Raw genomic sequence first — 25,130 nt, 5'->3', positions numbered from 1 at the left:
GGCAGGCGCACCGACAGAGAGTGATCCCATGACACGCAAAGTAGTCATTACAGGTCTGGGTGCCACCACGCCCATCGGCGGCGACGTACCCACGATGTGGCAGAACGCGCTGAAGGGGGTTTCCGGAGCCCGCACCCTTGAAGACGAGTGGGTTGCCAAGTACGAACTGCCGGTCCACTTCGCCGCCCGGTGCACCACCCCCGCCCTTGACGTGCTGAGCCGCGTTGAAGCCAAGCGCATGGACCCGTCAACACAGTTCGGCGTTATCGCCGCACGCGAAGCATGGGCCGACTCCGGCATCACCGACATCGACCACGACCGGCTGGCTGTCGCCTTCGCCACCGGCATCGGCGGCGTCTGGACGCTCCTGGACGCTTGGGACACGCTGAAGGAGAAGGGCCCCCGCCGCGTCCTCCCCATGACGGTTCCGATGCTCATGCCCAATGGCGTGGCCGCAGCCGTCAGCCTGGACCTGGGCGCCCGCGCCGGTGCCCACACCCCTGTGTCCGCCTGCGCGTCCGGCACCGAAGCGATGCACCTCGGACTGGACCTGATCCGTTCCGGCAAGGCCGACGTCGTCATGTGCGGTGGCGCCGAAGCCGCCATCCACCCGATGCCGCTGGCAGCGTTCTCCTCGATGCAGGCCCTCTCCCGCCGGAACGACGATCCCGAGCACGCCTCCCGCCCCTACGACCTTGACCGCGACGGCTTCGTCATGGGCGAGGGCGCCGGTGCGCTGGTGCTTGAGGCCGAGGAGCACGCCATCGCCCGCGGCGCACGGATCTACGGCGAACTCGCCGGCACATCCGTCACCGCCGACGCCTACCACATCACGGCACCGGATCCCGAAGGCCTGGGTGCCACGCGTGCGCTCAAGGCAGCCATGTTCGACGGCCGTATCCAGGCGGAGGACGTGGTCCACGTCAACGCCCACGCCACGTCCACCCCCGTTGGTGACAAACCGGAGTACACGGCCCTGAAGGCAGCCCTGGGCAACCACGTGGACAACGTGGCTGTCTCGGCCACCAAGTCGCAGATGGGCCACCTGCTCGGCGCCTCCGGTGCCGTGGAGGCCGTCCTCACCGTCCTGGCTGTCCACGAACGCAAGGCGCCCGTCACCATCAACCTCGAGAACCAGGATCCGGAGATCCCGCTCGACGTCGTGACCTCCGTCCGTTCCCTGCCGGCCGGAGACATCGTGGCGCTGAGCAACTCGTTCGGCTTCGGCGGGCACAACGCCGTTGTTGCCATCCGCAGCGTGTGAAGTGACCTGAATGAACGCTGAAGAAGCCCCCGCCGGTTGGCGGGGGCTTCTTCGTTGCTATGGGGAGTTGCTGCTGCGTCAGCCGGCGCTACCCGTCAACCAACCTGGTGCAGCCAGCGCACCGGCGCTCCTTCGGCTGCGTGCCTGAAGGGTTCCAGTTCCTCGTCCCAGGCCTCGCCGAGGGCAAGCGAGAGCTCGTGGTAGACGGCGGAAGGGTCGCCGGCGCCGGCCTCATAGGCGTAGCGGATGCGGTCCTCAGACACCATGATGTTGCCGTGCACGTCCGTCACGGCATGGAAAATGCCCAGCTCAGGTGTGTGGGACCAGCGTCCGCCGTCCACGCCCTGGCTGGGTTCTTCGGTGACCTCGAAGCGCAGGTGCGCCCAGCCCCGGAGGGCAGACGCCAGCTGCGCACCTGTCCCCTGCGCGCCGGTCCAGGACAGCTCCGAGCGGAACATGCCGGGCGCGGCGGGCTGAGGGGTCCATTCGAGGTCCGTTCGCTTGTCCACGACGGATCCGATGGCCCACTCAACGTGAGGGCACAGTGCGGTAGGGGCCGAGTGAATAAACAGCACACCGCGGGTCATTGCAACAGACATTCCATCCTCCATAGCTGTAGGTACGTCTTCCCCAACGACCTGCATGGACGGGATGCTTGCTGCTTTGGGCGCCGCGTGGTGCCGCTGATTCCTGCCAATCTATGAAATTACCTGCCGGGCTGACAAGGGCGCATGGAGACAGTGCTTCAAGCACAACTTGAAAGTTGCCGAACTTGGATCTTATTGTGCCGTACGCCGTCTAATTACGCCAGTGCAATTCGGCGTGGTGTAGAAGACGCGCCGAAGGAAAAGGGTCTAGGCCCGCGGGTGCGCCTGCTGGTAGCTCTTCCGCAGACGGTCAACGGACACGTGGGTGTAGATCTGGGTGGTGGCGAGGCTGCTGTGCCCGAGAATTTCCTGGACCGCCCGGAGGTCGGCACCGCCGTCGAGCAGATGCGTGGCGGCTGTGTGCCGCAGGGCGTGCGGGCCGGTGGCGGAGGTATCGCCCAGTGCCTCGAACAGTCCCTTCACCACGCTGCGGACCTGGCGCTGGTCCACGCGGCGGCCCCGCGCGCCAAGGAACAGGGCCGGTCCGCTGTCCCCAGCAACGAGCTTTCCCCGCCCCCGCCGAAGCCAGTCGTCGACGGCGAGCGCCGCCGGGAGCCCATAGGGCACCGTCCGCTCCTTGTTGCCTTTGCCGAGCACCCGCAGGGTCCTGCGGTCCGGGTCGAAGTCGTCGACGTCCAGACCCGCCAGCTCGCCGACGCGGACACCGGTGGCGTAGAGCAGCTCAACCATGGCCCGGTTGCGCAGGGCCACCGGATCACCGTCCTTGGCGGCCTCGTTGAGATCGGCCAGCAGACGGGCGAGCTGCTGCTGCTGCAACACGCCAGGCAGCGAACCCTCGCGTTTGGGGGCCTGCAGCCGCAGGGCGGGATCGGTTTCGATCAGTTCTTCCCGCAGCGCCCAGGCGGTGAAGCTCCGCGCGGTCGCGGCCCGGCGGGCGAGGGTGGAACGGGATGCGCCGGCCTCGCTCTGGCTGCCCAGCCAGCGCCGGAGGGTGCCGAGTTCCAGTCCCGCAGGATCCGTAACGCCTTCACCGGCCGCGTAGCCCAGCAGGCTGGAGACGTCGGACAGGTACGCGCGGACGGTGTGTTCGGACCGGGCCCGCTCGCCTGTCAGGTACCGTCCGAATCCCGTGACCGCTCCGGCGAGGGCGGCCGGCAGTTCCTGTTTTTCCACTCCCCCACTGTCCCAGCAATTGGCACGGAATCAGGCAACGGCACGCTGATGATGAAGCCGCCCGGCGAGGGGACGTCGCCGGGCGGCCGATCCTCAGGTCGATTGCCTGGTGCGCTTCCAGCCTCCCTTCTCGCAGACGGCAAGTCCCAGCAGCGCCAGCCTGCCAAGGCCCGCGCGGACTGATTCGGCGCCCAGGCCAGCCACGCTGCAGAGTTTTTCAACGGAGCTGGCGGACCGTAACGGCAGGGCGTCCAGCAGGATCAGGTCCTCGAGTGTCAGGCCGTCATGATCGGCGGACTGTCCGTTCTTCTCATCGGGCAAGGACTGGCCGCTCGGCGAAGCAAGTTCGGCGACCTCCCCGGCATCCGTGACACAGACCGCGCCGCCATCGCGCAGGAGCCGGTGGCAGCCGGCGGAGTTGGCGCTGTGGACCGAGCCAGGGACGGCGCCCACCGCACGGCCCAGGGTTTCCGCGTGATGGGCGGTGTTCAGCGCTCCTGACCGCCACCTGGCCTCCACCACAACCGTGACGGACGCGAGCGCAGCGATCAGTCGGTTGCGCTGGAGGAACCGGTACCGGGTGGGCGCCGAACCGGGTGGAACCTCGGCGAGCACGGCACCCTGGTTGGCTACGGCGCGCAGGAGATCCTCATTCCCGGATGGATAGAAGCGGTCCACGCCGCCAGCCATCACGGCGATGGTGGGCATGGCATCCGTGCCTCCTGCCAGGGCAGCCCGGTGCGCGTGGGCATCAATCCCGTACGCGCCGCCGGAGACCACTGTGAATCCCTTCTGCGCCAGCGAATAGGCGAGGTCACCGGTGACTGACGCGCCGTAGCTGGTGCTGTCCCGCGAACCCACGAGGGCCACCGCCCTGGCTGCAGGGGGAAGTTCGAGCTCGATGCCCCGCCACCACAGGCAGATGGGCTGGTGCAGGCCAAGGTCGTCCAGCTGCCGCGGCCACAGACTGTCCGTCGGAATGATCATCCGGCCGCCCAGTCGTTGCATCGTGGCCAGGTCGCGCTCGGGGGCGATGTCGGGAATCCTCGGCATCCAGCGCTTCAGCGCGGCACCGAGGCCTGCCCAGGAGTGTACCGAACTGTGCTCTGCCAGTAACCCGGTGATGTCCTGTTCCAGCTCCGGCCCGTAGTTGAGCTGGCCGGTGGCTATCCGCAAGGCGTCTTCTGCACCGGTCACGTGCACCAGAGCCAGGCCAGCGACGTCCTGCGGCTCCATGAGCCTGGACAGTGCGGCTCGGGCAAGTCGTTCGTTCTGCATGTGGGTTCCTTTCACGCCGCCGCAGACGCGGTCTGGCGGAGGCTCAGGGCCTGTCCGATGTCGTTGCCGTCGGGCTGATCGCGGCCGCCGAGGTCGGCCAAAGTCCAGGCAAGGCGGAGAACACGGTCGTAGCCCCGGGCCGTGAGCACGCCGCGTTCCAGCGCATGGTCAAGGATCCTGGTGGTGGCGCCCGCGAGCCTCAGCTCGCTGCGCAGGATGCGCCCGGGCACCTGGGAGTTTGTCTCCATTCCCAGGGGCTGTAGCCGCTGCAGCTGGCGGGCCCGGGCAGCGAGGACGCGGGCACCGACAGTTGCGCTGTCCTCCGCTCCTCCGGACTGGCCAAAGTCGGCCAGCGACACACGGTCCACCTGCAGCTGGATGTCCACGCGGTCCAGGAGCGGCCCGGACATGCGGGACATGTAGCGGCGCCGCATGAACGGGGTGCAGGTGCATTCGATGCCCTTGCCCGAAGCCTTGCCGCACGGACACGGGTTGGCCGCCAGCACCAGCTGGAACCGCGCGGGGTAGGCCGCTGCGCCCGCCGAGCGGTGGATGACCAGCTCGCCGCTCTCAAGGGGCTGCCTGAGCGCATCCAGGACCCGGCGTTCGTATTCGGGCGCCTCGTCAAGGAAGAGAATTCCGCGGTGCGCGCGGGACGCGGCGCCTGGACGTGGCAGCCCCGAACCGCCGCCGATGATCGCCGCCGCCGTGGCCGTGTGGTGCGGATTCTCGAAGGGCGGCCGCCGGACCAGCTGTACCTCGGATGTGGGGAGCTGGCACAGCGAATGGATCGCCGTCACTTCCATCGCCTCGGCGTCACGCAGGTCCGGCAAAAGCCCCGGGAGCCGCTCAGCCAGCATCGTCTTGCCGGCGCCGGGCGGGCCGGTCAGCAGCAGGTGGTGGGCACCCGCGGCGGCGACTTCGAGGGCACGGCGTGCCTCCGCCTGGCCGGACACGTCACACATGTCCGGAACAGCCACGTCCACGGACACAGGCTCAGTCCCGGCGGGTTCGTCCTCCGGTGCGAAGTCGAGGACAAGTTCCTGCGGGTCAGCGCCAAAATCGAATACCAGCCGTGCCAGGGTCCGGTAGCCGCGGACCCTGGCGCCGGGGACGAGTTCGGCCTCGGCTGCATTCGCCTGGGCAACCACGATGTCGGTGAACCCCGCCTGCACCGCGGACATCACGGCCGGCAGGATGCCGCGGACAGGCCTGAGGCGTCCATCCAGTCCGAGCTCGGCGATGAAGACCGTGCGCCCCGTGGGCTGGATGTCCTCCGCGGCACGCAGCACCGACATCGCGATGGCAAGATCAAAGCCGGAACCGCGCTTGGGCAGTGATGCCGGGATCAGGTTGGCAGTGATCTTCCGCCGGCTCAGCGGGATGCCGGAGTTCTGCGCCGCTGAACGGATGCGGTCACGGGCTTCATTCAGGGAGGCGTCCGGCAACCCCAGAAGCACAAAGGCCGGCAGCGTCTGGCCGATGTCGGCCTCGACCTCCACGATGTAGCCATTGAGGCCGACGAGGGCCACCGAATAGGCTCTTCCCAGCGCCATCACAGCACCTCCCTGAGGTGCTCAACGGTGGGTTTTCCGACGCCGTCGTCCAGCACGGCAATGACGTCCACCCGGCGCAGCGGTAGCCGCAGTCCGTGGTCCCGGCACCAGGCCGAACCCAGGCGGTGCAGCCGGGCGAGCTTGTCTGTGCCCACCGCCTCGAACGGGTGACCGTACGCGAGCGAACGCCGCGTCTTCACCTCGGCGATGACGAGGGCGTCCCCGTCCAGTGCGACAATGTCGATTTCGCCGTCCGGGCAGCGCCAATTGCGCTCCACGATCAGCATCCCCAGCGATTCCAGGTACTCCGCCGCGAGTTCTTCCCCGCGCCGGCCCAGCAGGTCCTTGGCTTTGGCTCACCCGGAACAGATCCCGGTCACGCTATGTGGAAAGCTCAGGACGAACGCGGGAAGGGGCCAAGGGGGGAACTCCCGGAAACACCGGCTGTGGAGGAATAGTGCTCCGGGATGGAGGAAGTAACCTTAGTTGCCGAGGTCGACGTCCTTGGGCAGCGCGAGCTCTTCGTTGCGCGGCAGTTCCTCGACGTTGACGTCCTTGAACGTGATGACCCGGACGCTCTTCACGAACCGCGCCGAACGGTAGACATCCCAGACCCAGGCGTCCTGGAGCGTGAGGTCGAAGTAGACCTCGCCGTCGGCGCTGCGCGCCTGCAGGTCCACGTGGTTGGCAAGGTAAAAGCGCCGCTCGGTCTCGACGACATAGCTGAACAGACCCACGACATCGCGGTACTCCCGGTAGAGCTGGAGCTCCATATCGGTCTCATAGTTCTCAAGGTCTTCGGCACTCATGGTTCCATCTTGCACCATGCGGCGGGAACCCGTGCACAGCGCTACCCCGAGGGCAGGTCCGCTACTCGGAGAGCAGGTTCCAGCTGACGCGGTGGTAAGGGCTTGGCCCGTGGGTGCGGATGGCTTCCCGGTGCGCCGCGGTGGCGTAACCCTTGTTGACGTCCCAGCCGAAGTCCGGACACTCAAGGTGCAGGTCCCGCATCTGCTGGTCGCGCTCCACCTTGGCCAGGACGCTCGCTGCTGCCACACTGAGGCACTGCATGTCTGCCTTGACCAGGGTGTGGACGGGCGCGTCGCAGCCGGGGTCGGTGATGACTTCGTCGAACAGCGACGGCTGGACCGCGGGAGAGAGCCAGTTGTGGCTTCCGTCGAGCAGGACGACGTCGGGTGTGATGCCGCCGCCAAGGATCTCGAACCACGCCCTGTTTCCGGCCATCCGGAGGGCGCCCATGATGCCGAGTTCGTCGATTTCGCGCGCACTGGCATGTCCCACGGCGGAGGCGACGCTCCAGGCCCGAACCAGCGGGTCCAGGCGTTCCCGGTCGGCCGCCTTGAGCAGTTTGCTGTCCCGCACATCGGCGAGCAGTTCCATGTTCTGCAGGTCCACGACGGCGATTCCCACGCTTACCGGCCCCGCCAGGGCACCGCGGCCTACCTCGTCGACGCCGGCGAGGAACCGCGCCCCGCGGGGCAGGAAGCGCTTCTCGTAGTCAAGGGTGGGTGCAACGGACATGGCTAACCTGCCGAGGGCACATTCTTGAAGACGTCGGGATAGTTGTCCAGTGCCGCCCAGCGGTTCATGGGCCAGGCGATGACCGCTGCCTTGCCTTCGATGTCCGCGATGTCCACGAAGCCGCCGTTGGTGTCGGTGTGGGCACGGGAATCCGCCGAGTGGTTGCGGTTGTCCCCCATCACCCAGACTTTGCCCTGCGGGACGACGACGTCGAAGGTCCGCACCGCCGGAACTTCAGCAGGATTGACGTACTTCTCGTCCAGCGCGGCGCCGTTGACGGTGATTTTCCCGCCGGCGTCACAGCAGACGACGTGGTCCCCCGGCAGCCCGATGACGCGCTTGACCAGGTGCTGCTCGGAGTTGTCCGGCAGCAGGCCCACGAAGGTCAGCCCGTCCTCCACGACGCTGAACGGGCCGTCGGCCTTTTGCGGTGTGGGCGGCAGCCAGCCCTTGGTGTCCTTGAAGACCACCACGTCGCCGCGTTCCAGGGCAAACGGCTCAGGAACAAGGAGGTTCACGAAGATGCGGTCGTTGATGTCCAGCGTGTTCACCATCGACTCGGAGGGAATATAGAAGGCCCGGAACAGGAAGGTTTTGATCAGGAAGGACAGCACGACGGCGATCACCACCACCGTGGCGATTTCCTTCAGCCACAGCAGGAAGGGGTTGCGGCCCCGGGCCTTGTCCTGGCGGCGGGGGCCGGCAGGAGAAGGCGAACCGGATCCGGATCCGCCGGGGGCGGATACCTCAGAAACAGGCTCTTGGGCGGCATGCCGTCCCGGCCGCGCGGCAGCCTGCCGCGGTTCGGAGCTCCCGGGATCAATTTCCGGCATTTACTGTCCGTCCTTTGTTGTTGTTTTGGCCGCCGACGGCGGCCGTGCCACTGACGCAAATCTATCAAGCGGCCAGAGAATCTGTACCGGCCTGCCGATCACCCTGTCCGCCCGCACCATGCCGCCGCCCGGCGCCCCCAGCAGGCTGCGGGAGTCGGCGGACACCGAGCGGTGGTCACCGAGCAGCCACAGCCGGCCCTCCGGAACCGTCACGTCGAACTTCTGGGTGCTCGCTGCATCACCGTCATACAGGTAGGGTTCCACCAGCGGCTGACCGTTGACTGTGAGGCGTTTGCCGGCGTCGCAACAGACCACGTGGTCGCCGGGGAGCCCGATGACCCGCTTTACATATGTAGTATCACTGCCGGTCAGTCCCAGCCAGTGCCCTGCCGCAGCCGCCGCTTCCTGCAGCGGGCCTTCGCCGCTGTTCAGCGGTGCGAACGAGCCCCGGCCGTCGAACACGACGACGTCGCCGCGGCGGATCGGTTCCGACTGGAACGCCGTGCGGGACACCAGGATCCTGTCCCCCGTGCCGAACAGCGGCTCCATTGAGGCCGACGGAATGTAATAGACGTCCAGCCACAGGGAACGGATCAGCCCGCTGACCAGGACGGCGGCCAGTACTGCCAGCAACGCAAAACGCCAGCCCGGTTTCCCTGGCTGGCGTTTCGTCTGGTCCATAATCCGTATCCTGTGGCGCTGTTGCGGATGGCTCCGGCGCTGGCCGGACACGGGTTGGGGACCCGCCGTGAAAGTCCGGCTGGACTTACTTGGCGGTGCTGAAGTCGCGCTTTTCCTTGATCTTCGCAGCCTTACCGCGCAGTGCACGCATGTAGTAAAGCTTGGCGCGGCGGACGTCACCCTTGGTGACAACCTCGATCTTTTCGATGATCGGGGAGTGCACCGGGAAGGTACGCTCAACGCCGACACCGAAGGAAACCTTGCGGACGGTGAAGGTTTCGCGGACGCCGTCACCCTGGCGGCCCAGGACGAAGCCCTGGAAGACCTGGACACGGGAGTTCTTGCCTTCGATGATGTTCACGTGAACCTTGAGGGTGTCACCCGCGCGGAACTCGGGAACGTCAGTGCGCAGCGAGGCTGCATCTACGGAATCGAGGATATGCATTGATCCACTCCTGGTGAACGCCACAGGTCATCCACTTTGGGTCACGGCGGCCAAGCCCGGAGATTTCCGGGAATCGCCGCCGAAGTGTTGAGGTCCGGTTCCGCCACCCTTTGGCGGCACCGGGGTGCCTTGCTGTTGGTTGCGCTCCCCCTGTGGCAGGTGCGGACCCAGCAGACACAAGGATTAATTATGCCCCATATGGAACGAATTGGTTAATTTGGAAACGTTTCGTTCCGCATGGGACGCGCGGCCTCCCGGGAATCGCTCAGGCTTCCGGCCGGGACCTAAGGTGACCGTCGACGACGTCGTACCCCAGGTCCGCGAGAGCGGTGCGGTCCGCGCGGGGCAGCGTTCCGGCGTCGAACTTTTCAAGCAGGTCCGGACGGCGTTCCGCCGTCCTGCGGTACTGTTCGTGGCGGCGCCACTGGGCGATCTTGCCGTGGTTGCCGCTGAGCAGGACGGCCGGGACTTCCCGATCGCGCCAGACCGACGGCTTGGTGTAGACGGGGTACTCGAGCAGGCCGTCCGTGTGCGACTCCTCCACGAGCGACTCGGGGTTCCCCACCACGCCGGGGAGCAGCCGGCCGATGGCCTCCACCATGGCCAGGACGGCCACCTCACCGCCGTTGAGGACGTAGTCGCCGAGGCTGACCGGGCGGACCGTGAAGTGTTCCTCCGCCCATTCGATGACGCGCTCGTCGATGCCCTCGTACCGCCCGCAGGCGAACACCAGCTGCTCCTCCTCGGCAAGCTCGTAGGCCAGCGCCTGGTTGAACCGCTCCCCCGCCGGTGACGGGACGATCAGCACGGGTTTGGGCGCGCCGGCCGGCCGGGCGGCTGCCACAGACTCGAGCGCCTGGGCCCACGGCTCGGCCTTCATCACCATCCCGGCGCCGCCGCCGTAAGGGGTGTCGTCCACGGTGCGGTGGCGGTCGGTGGTGAAGGTGCGGAGGTCGTGCACGTTCAGGTCCAGCAGTCCGTCCTGGCGGGCCTTGCCGATGAGCGACAGCTCCAGCGGTGCCAGGTACTCGGGAAAGATACTGACGACGTCGATTCTCATCTACGCTTTGGCCTCCGGCTCAGCGTCTTCCGGGGCAGAATCCTCGGTCGGGTCCTCTGCGGAGTCCGAGCCCCTCGTCTCCGGATCCTCCGCACCCTCCTCGTTGATCTCGAACAGGCCGGCCGGCGGGGTGAGCAGGACGTAGCCCCCCTCGATGTTCACCTCGGGGACGATCTGCTCCACGAACGGGATGAGGATTTCCTTGCCGTCCGGGGTTTCGACGACGAGCAGGTCCTGCACCGGCATGGTGTTCAGGGCGGCGACCTTGCCCACGGCCTGGGAGCCGACCCGGGCCTCGAGGCCGACGAGCTCGTGCTCGTACCAGCCCTCGTCGTCATCCTCGTCGAGCTCTTCGGTCTCGATGAACAGTTTGGCGCCCCGCAGGGTCTCGGCGCGGTTCCGGTCAGCCACCTCCGCAAAACCGAGGAGGAGGATGTCCTTGTTCCAGCGGGCGCTGCGCACGGTGAGCGGTCCGGCGGAGGCGGGTTCCACCACGAACTCGGTGCCGGGAACGAAACGGTCCTCGGGCGCGTCGGTGAGCACCTGGACGGTCACCTCGCCGCGGATTCCGTGGGGCTTGCCGATACGGGCCACCTGAAGCTGCATGTGTTCCTCTGTTTGTGGTGCGGGGTAGGACTGGTGCGGGCGTCCTGAATGCTGTCAGGGCCCAAAACAGTCCGGCCCCTCCACCGTTAGCTGGTGGAGGGGCCGGACGTTAACACAAGTGTTGCAGGCGCGTTACCGGCGGCGGTCGGTGTCGACGACGTCGACCCTGACCTGCTCGCCATCTGCCAGTGCCGCCACGACCGTGCGGAGTGCACGCGCGGTGCGGCCCTGGCGTCCGATTACCCGTCCCAGGTCTTCCTGGTGAACGCGCACCTCGAGGGTATCCCCGCGGCGGTTGTTCTTGGCGCTGACCTTGACGTCCTCAGGGGAGTCGACAATGCCGCGGACAAGGTGTTCGAGCGCTTCTGCCAGCAACTTACTCAGCCTCGGTGGTCTCTGCTTCAGCCTCGGCGGGGGCTTCCGATGCCTTGGCCTTCTTGGTGATGGCTTCCGGGATGATCACGGAACCCTTCTCGGGAGCAACGAATGCTTCCTTGTCGGCCTTGGTCTTCAGGGTGCCTTCCTGGCCCGGCAGACCCTTGAACTTCTGCCAGTCACCCGTGATCTTCAGGATCGCGGCGACCTGCTCCGACGGCTGCGCGCCGACGGACAGCCAGTACTGTGCACGCTCGGAGTTGACCTCGATGTATGAGGGCTCCTCGGTGGGGTGGTACTTGCCGATCTCTTCGATGGCACGGCCATCACGCTTGGTGCGCGAGTCGGCGACAACGATGCGGTAGTACGGTGCGCGCATCTTACCGAAGCGCTTAAGGCGAATCTTTACGGCCACTTTTGTGGTCACTCCTGTTTCTGAAACGGGGTTGAACCCGCGTTCTGCACCCGTGGGGCGGGCCGTACTTGGGGGTTCGAATAGGACAGGATCCAGACGCGGAGAGAGGGGCCACGCAGATCGAGTACCTGTTTATTGTGCCAGATCGCCCGCTTTATTTCGACTTGACATGCGGACGGAGTCTTGCGGGCGTCCGGAAGGCGGGGCCGGGCTAGGAAGACCAGACGTAGAGGCCGGTCCTGCTGCCTTCGTCCACGGTGCCGGCAAGCTCCGCGAGCTGCTGGACGTAGGCCTTGGCTTCCCCCGCACCAAACGGCATGTCGTCCTCGGCAGCCCAGCGCTCGGCCACGTCATCCAGGACGTTGCCCTCCCCCTCGGATTCGTACGTCAGGAGTTCAGCCAGGGCACGGACCATCGCCGCCGGCACGCCCAGCAGCGAATCGCTGGCCACGTCAACCATGGCCAGCTCGTAGTCCGCGCCCGCGGCGTGCACCGCGGCACCGGCGAGGTCGCCGAGCTGTTCGATCTCAAAATCACTGATGCCGGCAATCCGGATGCCGTCTCCGGCGGCGGCGCCGCCTTCCAGCGCCTCTGCGCGCTTGAGGGCGTCATTGTGGGTGGCGACAAACACTTCGGTGAAGCCCATGGATTCGTCCTCATTCCGTCGGCGTGCATGCCCCGGCGGTGCCGGGGCCCTTCGAATGTCAGCCTAACCCAACCGGGTTCGCCGGGCTTAGCGGACGGGCTTAGTGCAGCGGCTTAGCGCACGGCGACGCGGAGGCGGTTGCGCCACGGATCCTCAAACCGGAGTTCGGCACCGGTATGGTGCGACTCGACTCCGGCGACCTTGAGGCGGTCGGCGAGGGAGCCGACGTCGTCCCCCGAAGGCACCTCGATGAGAACCTCACCAAGACCCAGGGTGTCCCGGCGGGGGCCGGCGCCGCGGCTGTTCCAGACGTTCATGGCCATGTGGTGGTGGTAGCCGCCGGCGGACACGAACAGGGCCTGGCCGTGCCAGCCCGCCGTTTTTTCGAAGCCCAGGGTGCCGACGTAGAAGTCGTGGGCGGACTGGACGTCGCCCACCTGCAGGTGGACGTGGCCCACCTCTGCGCCGGTGCCCCGCTGGCTTTCGACGGACTCCTGCGTGAGGTGGTCCTGGAGGTACTTCTGCGGCGGGAGCGCCAGGCTGTCCATGACGACGTTTTTACCTTCCCAGGACCACGCAGAACGCGGACGGTCCCAGTAGAGCTCAATCCCGTTGCCCTCCGGATCGGTGAAATAGAACGCCTCACTCACCAGATGGTCGGCGCTGCCCACGAAGGCCTGCGGCTCGTACTGGGCCGCACTGGCAATGGTGGCTGCCAGCGAGGACTGGTCCTCGAACAGCAGCGCCGTGTGGAAGAGGCCGGCCTCGCCCCGGCCGGGGATGTTGAGGCCCGGAGCGGGAGCGAGGTGGACCAGGGGCGTCTTAAGCCGGCCGAGGTAGAGGCCGCCGTCCTGCTCGGCGACGACGTCGAGGCCGAGGGCGCGCTGGTAGTAATCGGTCATGAGCTTCATGTCGCCCACCTTGAGCATGACGGTGCCCATGGTGAGATCGGCAGGAAGCAAGTCCTGGCTGCTGTCTGCTGCTGTCATTGAATACTCCCGAATGTCCGGACCACCGGATTTCGGCGGCCTCTACATTACTAAATTACTTGAAGCTTCAATTTATTCCTATGAACGATCGTGCCGCGCAGGACCACATTCGTGAGGCTGCGGATGGTCTCCGGCACGGCGCGGGGGTCCTCCCGGCAGACCACCACGTCGGCCGCCGCCCCTTCGGCCAGGCCGTCGGCGCCCAGCCAGCGGCGCGCCCGCCAGCAGGCCGCGTCCAGCGCCGCTGCAGCCGGCAGTCCGGCGGCGTGCAGCTCAAGGATTTCGTCCGCGATCCGGCCATGGCGGATCACACTGCCGGCGTCCGTTCCGGCATAAATTTCGACGCCGGCCTCATAGGCCTCCAGGACGCGTTCCCGGCGACGGGCCCACAGTGAGCGCATGTGCCCGGCATACCGCGGAAACTTCGGCTCGGCCTGGGCGGCAATGTCCGGGAAGGTCGCGATGTTGATGAGCGTCGGCACGATCGGCACCTGCTGCTCGACGAACCGGGGGATGTGCCTGGGCAGCAGGCCCGTGGCGTGCTCGATGCAGTCGATGCCGGCGTCCAGCATGTCGTCCAGGGTGCCTTCGCCGAAGCAGTGCGCCGTGACCCTGGCCCCCTCGTCGTGGGCCGCGCGGACGGCGTCCCGCACAGCCGCGGCCGGGAACGACGGCGCGAGGTCGCCGGCGGTCCGGTCGATCCAGTCCCCCACCAGCTTGACCCAGCCGTCACCTTCCCGGGCCTGCTTGCGCACCGCCTCCACGAGGCCTTCCGGCTCGACTTCCACCGCGAAATTCCTCAGGTAGCGGCGGGACCGTGCAACGTGCTGGCCGGCCCTGATGATCCGTGGGGTGTCGTCCCGCTGTTGCAGCCACCGGGTGTCGCTGGCGGCCCCGGCATCCCGGACCAGCAGGGTGCCGGCGTTGCGGTCCATCATTGCCTGGTCGTAGGCCACGTCGTCGTCCACGGCACCGTCCGGGCCCAGCCCGATGTGGCAGTGGGCATCGGCGAACCCCGGCAGGACCCAGCCGTCCAGGACGGCGTCCGGCCGCCGGACCGGAGGTTCGAACGTCAGCTTCCCGTCCACGGACCAGAGTCCGCGGCGTTCCTCGTCAGCCGCAGTGAGCACCGGTCCGCTGAATTCGATGATGTGCGCCATGACACCAGCCTAAGGCGCAGCTGTGGTAGCTTCGTTTACGACCACACGGGGGCCCCTGCAGGGGCTGAGATCAGGCTGGAGCAGCCTGCGACCGTTGAACCTGTCCGGGTAATGCCGGCGAAGGAAGTGAGCAGTAAATTGAGCACCCAGAAATCACAGCTGAGCCCTGCCCAAATTGATGCAGCCCAAAGTGATACAGCCCAAAGTGAAGCCGCCGGCAATGCTGCCGGAAGTGTCACGCAGTCGCTGAAATCCCATTCACTGGCCTACCTCGAAGGCGACGGCCTGCGCGTTCCGGTAACGGAAATCGCCCTCGAGCCGTCACCGAACGGCGAGCAGAACGAACCGCTGCGGGTTTACCGCACGGCGGGTCCGGGCAGCAACCCGGTGGTGGGCCTGGCACCGTTCCGTTCTGAATGGATTGCGGCACGGGCGGACACCGAGACGTACGACGGGCGTGAACGGAACCTGCTCGACGACGGCAAGTCAGCCGTGCGCCGCGGCGCGGCTTCCGCCGAGTGGAAGGGCGCCCGGCCGGTGCCGCGCCGTGCGGCTGACGGCAAGACCGTGACGCAGATGCACTACGCGCGGCAGGGCGTCATCACCCCCGAAATGCGCTTCGTGGCCCTCCGCGAAAACTGCGATGTGGAACTGGTCCGCAGCGAACTCGCCGCCGGCCGGGCCATCATCCCCAGCAACATCAACCACCCGGAATCCGAGCCCATGATCATCGGCAAGGCGTTCCTGGTGAAGATCAACGCCAATATCGGCAACTCGGCCGTCACCAGCTCCATCGCGGAGGAGGTCGACAAGCTGCAGTGGGCCACCCAATGGGGCGCGGACACGGTCATGGACCTCTCCACGGGCGATGACATCCACACCACGCGTGAGTGGCTCATCCGCAACTCCCCGGTGCCGATCGGCACCGTGCCGATCTACCAGGCCCTGGAAAAGGTCAATGGCGAAGCAAACGCCCTGACCTGGGAGATCTTCCGCGACACCGTCATCGAGCAGTGCGAACAGGGTGTGGACTACATGACCATCCACGCCGGCGTGCTGCTGCGGTACGTGCCGCTCACGGCGAACCGCGTGACCGGCATCGTCTCCCGCGGCGGGTCGATCATGGCCGGCTGGTGCCTTGCGCACCACCAGGAAAACTTCCTGTACACCCATTTCGACGAGCTCTGCGAGATCTTCGCGAAGTACGACGTCGCCTTCTCGCTGGGTGACGGCCTTCGGCCGGGCGCGACGGCGGACGCCAACGACGCCGCGCAGTTCGCCGAACTGGATACCCTGGCCGAGCTGACCCAGCGGGCCTGGGAGTACGACGTACAGGTCATGGTGGAAGGACCGGGTCATATCCCGTTCCACCTGGTGCGTGAGAACGTTGAGCGCCAGCAGGAACTTTGCAAGGGTGCGCCCTTCTACACGCTGGGCCCGCTGGTCACCGACGTGGCCCCCGGCTACGACCACATCACCTCGGCCATCGGCGCCACCGAAATCGCCCGCTACGGCACGGCCATGCTCTGCTACGTCACACCGAAGGAACACCTGGGCCTGCCGAACAAGGACGACGTGAAGACCGGCGTCATCACGTACAAGATCGCCGCGCATGCCGCGGACCTCGCCAAGGGACACCCCGGCGCGAACGAGCGGGACGATGCACTGTCCAAGGCCCGCTTCGAGTTCCGGTGGCGCGACCAGTTCGCGCTGTCGCTGGACCCGGTGACGGCCGAATCCTTCCACGACGAGACGCTGCCGGCGGAACCCGCCAAGACAGCTCACTTCTGCTCGATGTGCGGACCCAAGTTCTGCTCCATGCGGATCAGCCAGGACATCCGGAACGAGTACGGCTCAGCCGAAGCGCAGGCAGCCCTCGCCGAAATGGCGGAGGGCATGCGTGAAAAGAGCCAGGAATTCCTCGCTGCGGGCGGCAAGGTGTACCTGCCGGAGCTGCGGCTTCCGGAATCGGCGCGCAACTAACGGCTCATCCGCAACTAGCGGGACTTCGGGGGTTCCGTCCGGCAGGCATTGGGGGCCGGCCGGGCGGGATCCCGGAACGTTTTTTAGGAGGCTGCTCCGTCAGCTGGCCCGGGGCTGCTGCCGCCGGCTGACCTCGGCGATAAATGAGCGGATGTAGCGGTCGCCCTCGGGTGAATCCTGGGGCCGGTGCCCTCCCGCCGCAATGCGGTGCACGGCGCCCGTCTCGCGCAGGTAGCCCGCAATTTCCTCGTACAGCGGCTCCCAGCCGCCGGTGAGCACCAGGGTGGGAACGCCCGGCACGATCTGCAGCGGCGCCTGCCACGGCGGTGCCTGCAGGCGCAGCCGGCGCGCGGCGCGCTTCGCCTCGGGCGTACTGGGCTCCGGTGTGTCCGCTGCGAAGGCGCGGCGCAGGAACTCGCGCTCATAGTCGTCGTCGCCGAGCTGGTGCCGGACCTCGAACAGCGGCTCCATCAGGGCTCGGTGCGCGGCGGTGGCAGGCAGGTCGGCGGTGAGCGACAGGCAGGCGGGTTCCACGAGCGTCAGCGAGAAGACCAGATCGGGGCGTTCGACGGCGGCCATCATCGCGGCGATGGCGCCCTGCGAATGCGCCACCACGTGGCCCCCGGCGGCCCCGCGGCCGTCGTCGGCCAGGGACCGCAGCACAATGCGGGCGTCCTCGGCGAAGTCGGTCTCCAGCGGTTCGGCCTCGGCGTCAAAGCCGTGCCGCCGCAAAAACAGGGCGTCATACTGCAGGGCCATGCCATGCTGGCGCGGCCACGCCGCGGAGCCGAAATTACCGGCACCGTGGACGAAGACTACCCGCTGCTTATACATGACCCAACCTTATGGCAGCGGTCTGACATCGGCGCCGGCCGACATGACCGTGCGCCCTATTTGCCGCCCATGAACTTGTCGAAGCCCTTGGGCAGGTTCAGCTGGGACGGATCAAAATCGCCCGACTGCTGGCCGAAGGCTGCTCCCGTTGGCACAGCCTTGGCCCCCGCGGCCCGCCTGGCCTCTGCTTCGCGGAGCTCCTGCGCCGCCTTGGCAGGGTTGCCGGAACGGGCCTTCTTTTTGGGCGCGTTCTTGCCGCCCTTGCGGGCACCGCCGGCCCCCATGCCGGGCATCCCGGGCATTCCCGGCATGCCGCCGCCCTGGGCCATCTTCTTCATCATCTTCTGGGCCTGGGCGAAGCGTTCCAGCAGCCCGTTGACCTCGGACACGTGCACGCCCGAACCGCGGGCGATGCGGGCCCGGCGGGAACCGTTGATGATCTTGGGTGCCACACGCTCGTGCGGGGTCATCGAGCGGACGATGGCCTCCACCCGGTCGATCTCGCGCTCATCGAACTGCTCCAGCTGCTGCCGGATGTTCTGCGCACCGGGCATCATCATGAGCATCTTCTTCATGGAGCCCATTTTGCGGATCTGCTGCATCTGCGCGAGGAAGTCATCCAGCGTGAAGTCCTCCTGGTCGGCGAACTTCTTCGCCATCCGGGCGGCTTCTTCCTTGTCCCAGGACTTTTCAGCCTGCTCAATGAGGGACAGGACGTCACCCATGTCCAGGATGCGCGAGGCCATCCGGTCCGGGTGGAACAGTTCGAAGTCGTCCAGGCTTTCACCGGTGGAGGCGAACATCACGGGCTTGCCGGTGACCGACGAAACGGACAGCGCGGCACCGCCGCGCGCGTCGCCGTCGAGCTTTGACAGCACGATGCCGGTGAAGTTCACGCCTTCGTCGAACGCGGTGGCCGTGTTGACGGCGTCCTGGCCGATCATGGAGTCGATGACGAAGAGGACTTCGTTGGGGACGATGGCACGGCGGATCTGGCGCGCCTGCTCCATCATGTCGGCGTCGACGCCGAGGCGGCCGGCGGTGTCCACGATGACGACGTCGTGCAGCTTCTGGCGCGCTTCCTCAACGCCGGCACGTGCGACGGCGACGGGGTCGCCGGCCGGGTGGGCCAGCTCGGAGGTGGCGCCGGGGTGCGGCGCGAACACGGGAACGCCCGCGCGCTGGCCCACGACCTGCAGCTGCGTCACGGCGTTGGGGCGCTGGAGGTCACACGCGACGAGGATGGGGCTGTGGCCCTGCGCCTTCATCCATTTGGCCAGCTTTCCGGCAAGGGTGGTCTTGCCGGCGCCCTGAAGGCCGGCGAGCATGATGATGGTGGGGCCAGTCTTGGCCATCCGGATGCGCCGCGTCTCGCCGCCGAGGATCTCGACAAGCTCCTCGTTGACGATCTTCACGATCTGCTGGCTGGGGTTCAGGGCCCCGGAGACCTCGGCGCCCAGCGCACGCTCACGGACCTGCCCGGTGAATTCCCGGACCACGGGCACGGCAACATCGGCGTCCAGCAGGGCGCGCCGGATCTCGCGGACTGTGGCGTCGACATCTGCCTCGGTGAGGCGGCCCTTGCCGCGAAGGTTCTTGAAGGTTGCTGTCAACCGGTCAGAGAGTGAATTGAACACGCGCCGTGCACTTCTTTCAGTGGATGTACGGGACTCGACTATCTAGGGTATCAAGACACGCCTTCAAGGTGGCATGCTGGCAGGGTGACGAGCCAAACGACTGTAAAAACCCTGCTCATCCTCGGTGCCTCCGGCGACCTCACCGGCCGGCTCCTGCTCCCCGGCCTGGCCCGGCTGGTGGCCACCGGGCGCGCCTCCGGCCTGAAGCTGGTGGGGGCCGGTTCGGATCCGTGGTCACGGGAACAGTGGCAGGAACGGGTCCACACCGCCTTCGACGCCGCCGCCGAAACAGCTGGCGACGCCGGTAAGGAGGCCCTGGCGGCCATGGCAAAGTCCACGGACTACCACCAGGCCGACGTCACGGCAGACGGCCCGCTCGCCCAGCTCCTGGCCGACCTCGAGGGCCCGGTTGCGGTCTACTTCGCCCTGCCGCCGCAGGTGAGCCAGAAGGCCTGCGAAATCCTGCGCCCGGAACAGGTCCCTGCCGGGACGCGCCTGGTCATGGAGAAGCCCTTCGGCTCCGGCGAGGAGTCCGCCCGCGAACTCAACCGGACCCTCCTGACCCTGGTCCCGGAGGACCACATCCACCGGGTGGACCACTTCCTGGGCAAGGCCACCGTCCTGAACATCCTCGGCCTGCGGTTCGCCAACAATTTCCTGGAGCCGGTCTGGAGCCGCGACCACATAGCCAAGGTGGAGATCATCTTCGACGAGGACCTGGCCCTGGAGGGGCGCGCGCGCTACTACGACGGCGCTGGCGCCCTGCGCGACATGATCCAGAGCCATCTGCTGCAGATCATGGCGCTGCTGGCCATCGAGCCGCCGGCAACCATCGGCGAGCGCGACCTCCGCGACGCCATCGCCGCCGTCCTGCGGGCCAGCAGCATCAAGCCGCCCTACACGGACAGCACCCGGCGGGCGCGCTACCTCGCGGGAAGCCTCGGCGGCAAGGACGTCCCGGACTACGCCGCGGAGGAGGGCGTGGACCCGGACCGGAACACCGAGACCCTGGCCGAGGTGCACGTGGACATCGACAACTGGCGGTGGAAAGGCGTGCCGTTCATCCTGCGATCCGGCAAGGCGCTCGGGACCAAACGCAAGGAGGCTGTGGTCACCTTCCGGCCGGTTCCGCACCTGCCCGCCGGTTTCACCGGAAGGGACACGCCCAACACGCTCCGCCTCGGCTTCGGCCCGGACACGCTGGAGCTCGACGTGGACGTCAACGGCCCCGGCGACATCTTCAGGCTCGACCGCGCGGCGCTCGTGGCCGAGCTCAACGCCTCCGAGCTGCTGCCGTACGGCGAAGTCCTGGAGGGCGTCCTGACCGGGGATCCCCTGCTGTCCGTCAGGGGCGACACCGCGGAGGAGTGCTGGCGGATCGTGGAGCCGGTGCTGGATGCCTGGGCAGCCGGCAAGGTTCCGCTGGAGGAATACCGGGCGGGCTCCGACGGAACGGCTCCCAAGTAGGACTCCCCCAACAGGCTTAACGCGCAGGGAGGGCCGGTCACCGTTTTGGTGACCGGCCCTCCCGCTGCGTTGGGCTGGTGGCTGGTGCTAGATGGCGGCTACGCCGCGTTCACCCGTCCGCACCCGCACTGCTTCGAACACATCCACCGTCCAGACCTTGCCGTCACCGGCGCGGCCCGTGTTGGAGCTGGCGATGATGACATCGAGGATGTCGTCAGCCTGTTCGTCCGTGGCCAGCACCTCGACGCGGATCTTGGGCAGCAAATCCACGTTGTACTCGGCGCCCCGGTAAACCTCGGTGTAGCCGCGCTGCCGGCCGTAGCCGCTGGCCGCGCTGACCGTCAGGCCCTGGACCCCGTAGGCCTCCAGGCCTTCGCGGATCGATTCGAGCTTCTCCGGACGAACGATTGCTGTGATCAGTTTCATGCCCCCACGCTTTCCTTACCTGCTTCTGCTTCTGTCTTCTTGCCGTCGGTGCCTGCGGGAACCGCATCCGTGCCGCTGGTGTGCCCGCCGGTGATCAGCTCGTGCAGGGGCTGGAAGCTGCCGCCGTGGCCGCCGACGCCGAACTCGTAGGCGGTTTCCGCGTGCAGGCTGAGGTCCACGCCCACTGCTTCCTGCTCCTGCGAGACCCGGAAGCCCATGGTCTTGTGGATGGCCAGCGCGATGATCGTGGTCAGGACGGCCGAGTAGGCGATCGAGACACCGGCTGCGGCCAGCTGGGCCCAGAGCTGGGCGAAGCCGCCGCCGTAGAACAGGCCGCCGCCGACGCCATCGGTCGGCAGGGCGATGAAGCCCAGGGCCACGGTGCCGATGATGCCGGAGACAAGGTGCACGCCGACGACGTCCAGGGAGTCATCGAAGCCCCAGCGGAACTTGAGGCCCACGGCGAGGGCGGAGGCCACACCGGCAACCACGCCGAGCCCAAGGGCACCCACCGGGCTGACGTTTGCACAGGCCGGGGTGATGGCGACGAGGCCGGCAACCACACCGGAGGCAGCACCCAGCGAGGTGGGGTGGCCGTCACGGACGCGTTCGGTGACCAGCCAGCCGAGCATGGCTGCAGCCGGAGCTGCGAGGGTGTTGACCCAGATCAGGCCGCCCTGTTCCGCGGTGGTCGCGGCGCCGCCGTTGAAGCCGAACCAGCCGAACCACAGGATGGCCGCGCCAAGCATGACGAACGGGATGTTGTGCGGGCGGTGGTTCGGGTCCTTGCCGAAGCCCTTGCGGTTGCCGATGATGAGGACCAGGATCAGCGCGGCCACACCGGCGTTGATGTGGACCACGGTGCCGCCGGCGAAGTCGATCGCGGGGCCGAGGGCCTTGCCGATGGCGCCTTCGGGACCGAAGAGGCCGCCGCCCCAGACCATGTAGGCGAGGGGGCAGTAGACCAGGGTGACCCAGACAGGCACGAAGACGCTCCACGCGCCGAACTTGGCGCGGTCTGCGATGGCGCCGCTGATGAGGGCAACCGTGATGATTGCGAAGGTGGCCGCGTAGCCGACCTTGATGAGGCCGTCAGGGGTGTTGATGCCCTCGAGGCCGAACGTGGCGAACGGGTTTCCGACGATCTCCAGGAATCCCTCGCCGGAGCTCATCGATGCGCCCCAGAGCACCCACACCACGCCGACCATGCCGATGGAGATGAAGCTCATCATCATCATGTTCAGTGCAGCCTTGGCGCGCGTCATGCCGCCGTAGAAAAATGCAAGACCTGGTGTCATGAACAGCACAAGTGCCGCCGCCACCATGAGCCATACGTGACCTGCGGTAAGTTCCATGGTGCACGTCCTCTCTTGATCGAATAGTGCGGAGTGATCCGCCTGCCCAACGCCTTTTGCGTCCTGAATCAAGTTTTGCCGCGGTGTGTTTCGCTGGCGGAGGATTTAGATTGCCGGTCTGTTACAACAACCTCCCTGACGTAAATGGTGCATATCCTGCTTGTTACGGTTATGTTTCAGCCGCCCCAAACTGCCCATCCCGCCTGTTTCCCAAGGATTCCCCGCTCCATGACGCCACTCCCCCGTAACGCCGCGGGCAAACCCCGGTTCAGTGCGGTCCGCCGCGCAGACGGCGCTCCGCTGCCCCGTGACATCAAGGTGATGCTCGTCGCAGCCTTCCTGATCGCCTTGGGCTTCGGCCTCGTGGCCCCGGTGCTGCCGCAGTTCGCCACCACGTTCGACGTCGGTGCGACGGCCGCCGCCGTCATCGTCAGCATCTTTGCGTTCATGCGGCTGCTGTTCGCGCCCGCCGGCGGTGCCCTCATCGGCAGGCTCGGCGAGCGGCCGGTCTATGTCGCGGGCCTGCTGATCGTGGCGGCGTCCACCGCGGCCTGCGCCTTTGCCCAGAGCTACTGGCAGCTGCTGGTGTTCCGCGGGCTGGGCGGTGCAGGGTCGGTTATGTTTACGGTGGCTTCGATGGCCCTGGTCATCAGGCTGGCGCCGCCGGAGAGCCGCGGCCGGGTGTCGGGTGCTTACGCGTCGGCGTTCCTGATCGGCAACGTCTGCGGGCCGATTGTCGGCGGCCTGCTGGCCGGCTTCGGCCTGCGTGTCCCGTTCCTGGCCTACGCCGGCGCCCTCGTCCTGGCGGCCCTGGTGGTGCAGACGCAGCTCAGCCATGTTCCCGGCTCAGCCCGCGGCGAGGCAGCGGGTGCGCCGGCCATGAAACTCGGCGAGGCCGTCCGCGACAGCGCCTACCGGGCAGCCATGCTTTCCAGTTTCGCCAACGGCTGGGCGACGTTCGGCGTGCGCATGGCCACGGTGCCGCTGTTTGCCGTCACAGCCCTGGGCGCCGGGCCCGGCGCGGCCGGCTGGGCGCTGGCAGTCTTCGCCGCCGGGAACGCCCTTGCCCTGACCGTGTCGGGCAGGCTGGCGGACAGCCTGGGCAGGAAGCCGATGATGGTGGCCGGCCTCGTGGTCACGGCGGCGGCCACGGCGGGAATCGGCCTGACCCACGAGCTCGGGTGGTTCCTTGCGGCATCGGTGCTGGCCGGGGCGGGCGCCGGAATGCTCAACCCGGCGCAGCAGGCGGCGGTTGCTGATGTGATCGGGCGGGAACGCTCGGGCGGACCGGTGCTCGCGGCCTTTCAGATGACGTCCGACATCGGGGCGATCCTCGGTCCGGTGCTCGTCGGGCTCCTGGCGGACCGGCTTGGCTATGGCTGGGCCTTCGCCGCGACAGGCGGCGTGCTGCTGGCGGCCGCCCTGGGCTGGCTGGCCGCGCGGGAGACGGTTCAGCGCCAGCCCGGCCCAACTGGGTAGCCTGGCCCAACTGGGTAGCAGCAGGGGCGTTCCCAAGGCTGGGAACGCCCCCTGCTGCTACTTACTTGGGGTGTTGACTAGTTCAGGAGGGCGTCGACGAAACCCTCGGTCTCAAACGGTGCGAGGTCGTCCGCGCCCTCGCCGAGGCCGATGAGCTTCACCGGCACGCCGAGGCTCTTCTGGATGGCGACGACGATGCCGCCCTTCGCGGTCCCGTCCAGCTTGGTCAGCACGATGCCGGTGATGTTGACGACCTCCGCGAAGACCCGAGCCTGGTTGAGGCCGTTCTGCCCGGTGGTGGCGTCCAGCACAAGCAGGACCTCGTCCACCTCGGCCAGCTTTTCCACGACGCGCTTGACCTTGCCCAGCTCGTCCATCAGGCCCACCTTGTTCTGCAGGCGGCCGGCAGTGTCAATCATGACGACGTCAACTTCCTGGTCAATGCCGGCCTTGACGGCCTCGTACGCCACAGACGCCGGGTCCGCGCCGTCGATGTCGGATTTCACGGTGGGAACCCCCACGCGCTGTCCCCAGGTGGCCAGCTGCTCGGAGGCGGCGGCACGGAATGTGTCCGCAGCGCCAAGCAGGACGTCCTTGTCCTCGGCAACGAGGACGCGGGCCAGCTTGCCCACCGTGGTTGTCTTGCCCACGCCGTTGACGCCGACCACCATCATGACGGCGGGCCGGTCCGCGTGCCGGTCAATCCGCAGGCTCCGGTCCATGGAGGGGTCCACGATCTTGATGAGCTCTTCCCGGAGGAGCGCCTTGACGTGCTCGGGATCGCGCGCGCCGAGGACCTTCACGCGTTCGCGGAGCGCGTCCACGAGCTGCATGGTCGGTTCGGTGCCAAGGTCGGCCAGGAGCAGGGTCTCCTCCACCTCATCCCAGACGTCCTCGTCGATCTTGTCGCTGGAGAGCAGCGCCAGCAGGCCCTTGCCGAGGACGTTGTTGGACTTGACCAGGCGCTCCCGGAGCCGGGTGAGCCGGCCGGCCACGGGCAGCGGCGTCTCCACCGGGATGGTTTCCAGGCCGGCCGCGTCATCCGGGACTTCGGCTTCCAGCCCCTCAAGGTCGACGGCGTCGGGCGCCTGGCGGTCTGCAGGGGCGGCGGGCGCGGCCGGGCGGTCCTCGAGGAGGGTTCCTCCGCCTCCGAGCGGCTCAACGGGGTCGTTGGCGTCCCGGGTGCCGGGGTACTGCTTGCCGGATTTCCGGGCCTTCATCAGCACCGGGACCAGGCCGCCGATGACTACCAGGGCAGCAAGAATGGGCAGAAGAATGGGGAGAATGTCATTCACACCCCTAGCTTCTCACAAGCTGC

26 protein-coding genes and 1 riboswitch are annotated in these 25,130 nt (G+C 67.3%); of the genes, 4 read left to right on the top strand and 22 right to left on the bottom strand.

Annotated elements, in window-relative coordinates:
• Positions 1 to 28: 28 nt before the first annotated feature.
• Entirely contained in the window at positions 29 to 1,264 is a 1,236-nt protein-coding gene (gene fabF / locus R5O87_RS00205; RefSeq protein ID WP_410554940.1) for a beta-ketoacyl-ACP synthase II, read from the top strand.
• A gap of 95 nt (positions 1,265 to 1,359) precedes the next feature.
• On the opposite strand, the gene R5O87_RS00200 is transcribed toward fabF, so the two are convergent.
• The 17 genes from R5O87_RS00200 to R5O87_RS00120 form a co-directional block, all read right to left on the bottom strand.
• On the bottom strand, positions 1,360 to 1,863 hold the full coding sequence (locus R5O87_RS00200) for a DUF3145 domain-containing protein (RefSeq protein ID WP_003806074.1): 504 nt from the start codon (positions 1,861 to 1,863) through the stop codon (positions 1,360 to 1,362).
• Positions 1,864 to 2,118: 255 nt separating this feature from the next.
• The gene (locus R5O87_RS00195) at positions 2,119 to 3,045 is read right to left on the bottom strand and encodes a tyrosine recombinase XerC (RefSeq protein ID WP_410554941.1); all 927 of its coding nucleotides are present in this window, start codon (positions 3,043 to 3,045) and stop codon (positions 2,119 to 2,121) included.
• A 93-nt stretch (positions 3,046 to 3,138) separates the two neighbouring features.
• A complete protein-coding gene (gene dprA / locus R5O87_RS00190; RefSeq protein ID WP_410554942.1) occupies positions 3,139 to 4,323 on the bottom strand; it encodes a DNA-processing protein DprA in 1,185 nt (394 codons plus the stop codon).
• Between the two features lie 11 nt (positions 4,324 to 4,334).
• Complete coding sequence (locus R5O87_RS00185) at positions 4,335 to 5,879, bottom strand: YifB family Mg chelatase-like AAA ATPase (RefSeq protein ID WP_410554943.1); 1,545 nt, start codon at positions 5,877 to 5,879, stop codon at positions 4,335 to 4,337.
• Positions 5,879 to 6,220, bottom strand: a complete 342-nt coding sequence (locus R5O87_RS00180) for a YraN family protein (protein ID WP_410555085.1) — start codon at positions 6,218 to 6,220, stop codon at positions 5,879 to 5,881. Before R5O87_RS00180 ends, R5O87_RS00185 begins: the two co-directional genes overlap by 1 nt.
• Before the next feature lie 141 nt (positions 6,221 to 6,361).
• On the bottom strand, positions 6,362 to 6,688 hold the full coding sequence (locus R5O87_RS00175; RefSeq protein WP_003806068.1) for a DUF2469 domain-containing protein: 327 nt from the start codon (positions 6,686 to 6,688) through the stop codon (positions 6,362 to 6,364).
• Between the two features lie 61 nt (positions 6,689 to 6,749).
• Positions 6,750 to 7,421, bottom strand: a complete 672-nt coding sequence (locus R5O87_RS00170; protein WP_410554944.1) for a ribonuclease HII — start codon at positions 7,419 to 7,421, stop codon at positions 6,750 to 6,752.
• A 2-nt stretch (positions 7,422 to 7,423) separates the two neighbouring features.
• Entirely contained in the window at positions 7,424 to 8,254 is an 831-nt protein-coding gene (gene lepB / locus R5O87_RS00165) for a signal peptidase I (RefSeq protein ID WP_410554945.1), read from the bottom strand.
• Positions 8,255 to 8,935, bottom strand: coding sequence for a signal peptidase I (gene lepB / locus R5O87_RS00160; protein ID WP_410554946.1), 681 nt, complete (start codon positions 8,933 to 8,935; stop codon positions 8,255 to 8,257).
• An 85-nt stretch (positions 8,936 to 9,020) separates the two neighbouring features.
• Positions 9,021 to 9,380 carry a 50S ribosomal protein L19 gene (rplS, locus tag R5O87_RS00155; protein ID WP_009359303.1) on the bottom strand — a complete coding sequence of 120 codons (360 nt, stop codon included), beginning with the start codon at positions 9,378 to 9,380 and terminating at the stop codon, positions 9,021 to 9,023.
• A gap of 265 nt (positions 9,381 to 9,645) precedes the next feature.
• The gene (trmD, locus tag R5O87_RS00150) at positions 9,646 to 10,440 is read right to left on the bottom strand and encodes a tRNA (guanosine(37)-N1)-methyltransferase TrmD (protein ID WP_410554947.1); all 795 of its coding nucleotides are present in this window, start codon (positions 10,438 to 10,440) and stop codon (positions 9,646 to 9,648) included.
• Positions 10,441 to 11,046, bottom strand: a complete 606-nt coding sequence (rimM, locus tag R5O87_RS00145) for a ribosome maturation factor RimM (protein WP_410554948.1) — start codon at positions 11,044 to 11,046, stop codon at positions 10,441 to 10,443.
• Between the two features lie 132 nt (positions 11,047 to 11,178).
• Positions 11,179 to 11,421, bottom strand: a complete 243-nt coding sequence (locus R5O87_RS00140) for an RNA-binding protein (protein ID WP_076802241.1) — start codon at positions 11,419 to 11,421, stop codon at positions 11,179 to 11,181.
• Between the two features lies 1 nt (position 11,422).
• Positions 11,423 to 11,836: a 30S ribosomal protein S16 gene (gene rpsP, locus R5O87_RS00135; RefSeq protein WP_102972220.1), complete on the bottom strand. Its 414-nt coding sequence runs from the start codon at positions 11,834 to 11,836 to the stop codon at positions 11,423 to 11,425.
• A gap of 211 nt (positions 11,837 to 12,047) precedes the next feature.
• Complete coding sequence (locus tag R5O87_RS00130; RefSeq protein ID WP_387098284.1) at positions 12,048 to 12,482, bottom strand: hypothetical protein; 435 nt, start codon at positions 12,480 to 12,482, stop codon at positions 12,048 to 12,050.
• Positions 12,483 to 12,595: 113 nt separating this feature from the next.
• Positions 12,596 to 13,471: a VOC family protein gene (locus R5O87_RS00125; RefSeq protein WP_410554949.1), complete on the bottom strand. Its 876-nt coding sequence runs from the start codon at positions 13,469 to 13,471 to the stop codon at positions 12,596 to 12,598.
• Positions 13,472 to 13,521: 50 nt separating this feature from the next.
• Positions 13,522 to 14,631 (bottom strand): amidohydrolase family protein, encoded by a 1,110-nt coding sequence (locus R5O87_RS00120; RefSeq protein ID WP_410554950.1) that lies wholly within the window; start codon positions 14,629 to 14,631, stop codon positions 13,522 to 13,524.
• A 35-nt stretch (positions 14,632 to 14,666) separates the two neighbouring features.
• Positions 14,667 to 14,774, top strand: a riboswitch (TPP riboswitch).
• Between R5O87_RS00120 and thiC the strand changes: the two genes are divergently transcribed.
• Entirely contained in the window at positions 14,770 to 16,614 is a 1,845-nt protein-coding gene (gene thiC, locus R5O87_RS00115; protein WP_410554951.1) for a phosphomethylpyrimidine synthase ThiC, read from the top strand. (Overlaps the previous riboswitch by 5 nt.)
• A gap of 99 nt (positions 16,615 to 16,713) precedes the next feature.
• On the opposite strand, the gene R5O87_RS00110 is transcribed toward thiC, so the two are convergent.
• Both R5O87_RS00110 and ffh read right to left on the bottom strand, forming a co-directional pair.
• Positions 16,714 to 17,448, bottom strand: coding sequence for an alpha/beta fold hydrolase (locus R5O87_RS00110; RefSeq protein WP_410554952.1), 735 nt, complete (start codon positions 17,446 to 17,448; stop codon positions 16,714 to 16,716).
• A gap of 56 nt (positions 17,449 to 17,504) precedes the next feature.
• The gene (ffh, locus tag R5O87_RS00105) at positions 17,505 to 19,085 is read right to left on the bottom strand and encodes a signal recognition particle protein (RefSeq protein WP_410554953.1); all 1,581 of its coding nucleotides are present in this window, start codon (positions 19,083 to 19,085) and stop codon (positions 17,505 to 17,507) included.
• 84 nt (positions 19,086 to 19,169) lie between these two features.
• On the opposite strand from ffh, the gene R5O87_RS00100 reads away from it, so the two are divergent.
• Complete coding sequence (locus R5O87_RS00100) at positions 19,170 to 20,552, top strand: glucose-6-phosphate dehydrogenase (protein ID WP_410554954.1); 1,383 nt, start codon at positions 19,170 to 19,172, stop codon at positions 20,550 to 20,552.
• Positions 20,553 to 20,639: 87 nt separating this feature from the next.
• Here the strand turns inward: R5O87_RS00100 and R5O87_RS00095 are convergent, their stop codons facing one another.
• Positions 20,640 to 20,978, bottom strand: coding sequence for a P-II family nitrogen regulator (locus tag R5O87_RS00095; protein WP_003806050.1), 339 nt, complete (start codon positions 20,976 to 20,978; stop codon positions 20,640 to 20,642).
• Positions 20,975 to 22,333: an ammonium transporter gene (locus R5O87_RS00090; RefSeq protein ID WP_410554955.1), complete on the bottom strand. Its 1,359-nt coding sequence runs from the start codon at positions 22,331 to 22,333 to the stop codon at positions 20,975 to 20,977. The genes R5O87_RS00095 and R5O87_RS00090 overlap by 4 nt, the downstream gene beginning before the upstream one ends.
• A 228-nt stretch (positions 22,334 to 22,561) precedes the next feature.
• Here R5O87_RS00090 and R5O87_RS00085 point away from each other — a divergent pair, with 228 nt between their 5' ends.
• Positions 22,562 to 23,812 (top strand): MFS transporter, encoded by a 1,251-nt coding sequence (locus R5O87_RS00085; protein ID WP_410554956.1) that lies wholly within the window; start codon positions 22,562 to 22,564, stop codon positions 23,810 to 23,812.
• 77 nt (positions 23,813 to 23,889) lie between these two features.
• On the opposite strand, the gene ftsY is transcribed toward R5O87_RS00085, so the two are convergent.
• Entirely contained in the window at positions 23,890 to 25,107 is a 1,218-nt protein-coding gene (gene ftsY / locus R5O87_RS00080) for a signal recognition particle-docking protein FtsY (protein ID WP_410554957.1), read from the bottom strand.
• Positions 25,108 to 25,130: the final 23 nt, after the last annotated feature.

Source organism: Arthrobacter globiformis (genome assembly GCF_046536215.2).
GTDB classification, from domain to species: Bacteria; Actinomycetota; Actinomycetes; order Actinomycetales; family Micrococcaceae; genus Arthrobacter; species Arthrobacter globiformis_E.
This window is presented reverse-complemented; position numbering and strand designations above follow the sequence as displayed.

Excerpts from the sequence above, each read along its gene's own strand:
- fabF (WP_410554940.1), top strand. The coding sequence starts at position 29 with ATGACACGCAAAGTAGTCATTACAGGTCTGGGTGCCACCACGCCCATC.
- R5O87_RS00200 (WP_003806074.1), bottom strand. The coding sequence starts at position 1,863 with ATGTCTGTTGCAATGACCCGCGGTGTGCTGTTTATTCACTCGGCCCCT.
- dprA (WP_410554942.1), bottom strand. The coding sequence starts at position 4,323 with ATGCAGAACGAACGACTTGCCCGAGCCGCACTGTCCAGGCTCATGGAG.
- R5O87_RS00185 (WP_410554943.1), bottom strand. The coding sequence starts at position 5,879 with ATGGCGCTGGGAAGAGCCTATTCGGTGGCCCTCGTCGGCCTCAATGGC.
- R5O87_RS00175 (WP_003806068.1), bottom strand. The coding sequence starts at position 6,688 with ATGAGTGCCGAAGACCTTGAGAACTATGAGACCGATATGGAGCTCCAG.
- R5O87_RS00170 (WP_410554944.1), bottom strand. The coding sequence starts at position 7,421 with ATGTCCGTTGCACCCACCCTTGACTACGAGAAGCGCTTCCTGCCCCGC.
- lepB (WP_410554945.1), bottom strand. The coding sequence starts at position 8,254 with ATGCCGGAAATTGATCCCGGGAGCTCCGAACCGCGGCAGGCTGCCGCG.
- lepB (WP_410554946.1), bottom strand. The coding sequence starts at position 8,935 with ATGGACCAGACGAAACGCCAGCCAGGGAAACCGGGCTGGCGTTTTGCG.
- rplS (WP_009359303.1), bottom strand. The coding sequence starts at position 9,380 with ATGCATATCCTCGATTCCGTAGATGCAGCCTCGCTGCGCACTGACGTT.
- trmD (WP_410554947.1), bottom strand. The coding sequence starts at position 10,440 with ATGAGAATCGACGTCGTCAGTATCTTTCCCGAGTACCTGGCACCGCTG.
- rimM (WP_410554948.1), bottom strand. The coding sequence starts at position 11,046 with ATGCAGCTTCAGGTGGCCCGTATCGGCAAGCCCCACGGAATCCGCGGC.
- R5O87_RS00130 (WP_387098284.1), bottom strand. The coding sequence starts at position 12,482 with ATGGGCTTCACCGAAGTGTTTGTCGCCACCCACAATGACGCCCTCAAG.
- R5O87_RS00125 (WP_410554949.1), bottom strand. The coding sequence starts at position 13,471 with ATGACAGCAGCAGACAGCAGCCAGGACTTGCTTCCTGCCGATCTCACC.
- R5O87_RS00120 (WP_410554950.1), bottom strand. The coding sequence starts at position 14,631 with ATGGCGCACATCATCGAATTCAGCGGACCGGTGCTCACTGCGGCTGAC.
- R5O87_RS00110 (WP_410554952.1), bottom strand. The coding sequence starts at position 17,448 with ATGTATAAGCAGCGGGTAGTCTTCGTCCACGGTGCCGGTAATTTCGGC.
- R5O87_RS00095 (WP_003806050.1), bottom strand. The coding sequence starts at position 20,978 with ATGAAACTGATCACAGCAATCGTTCGTCCGGAGAAGCTCGAATCGATC.
- R5O87_RS00090 (WP_410554955.1), bottom strand. The coding sequence starts at position 22,333 with ATGGAACTTACCGCAGGTCACGTATGGCTCATGGTGGCGGCGGCACTT.
- R5O87_RS00085 (WP_410554956.1), top strand. The coding sequence starts at position 22,562 with ATGACGCCACTCCCCCGTAACGCCGCGGGCAAACCCCGGTTCAGTGCG.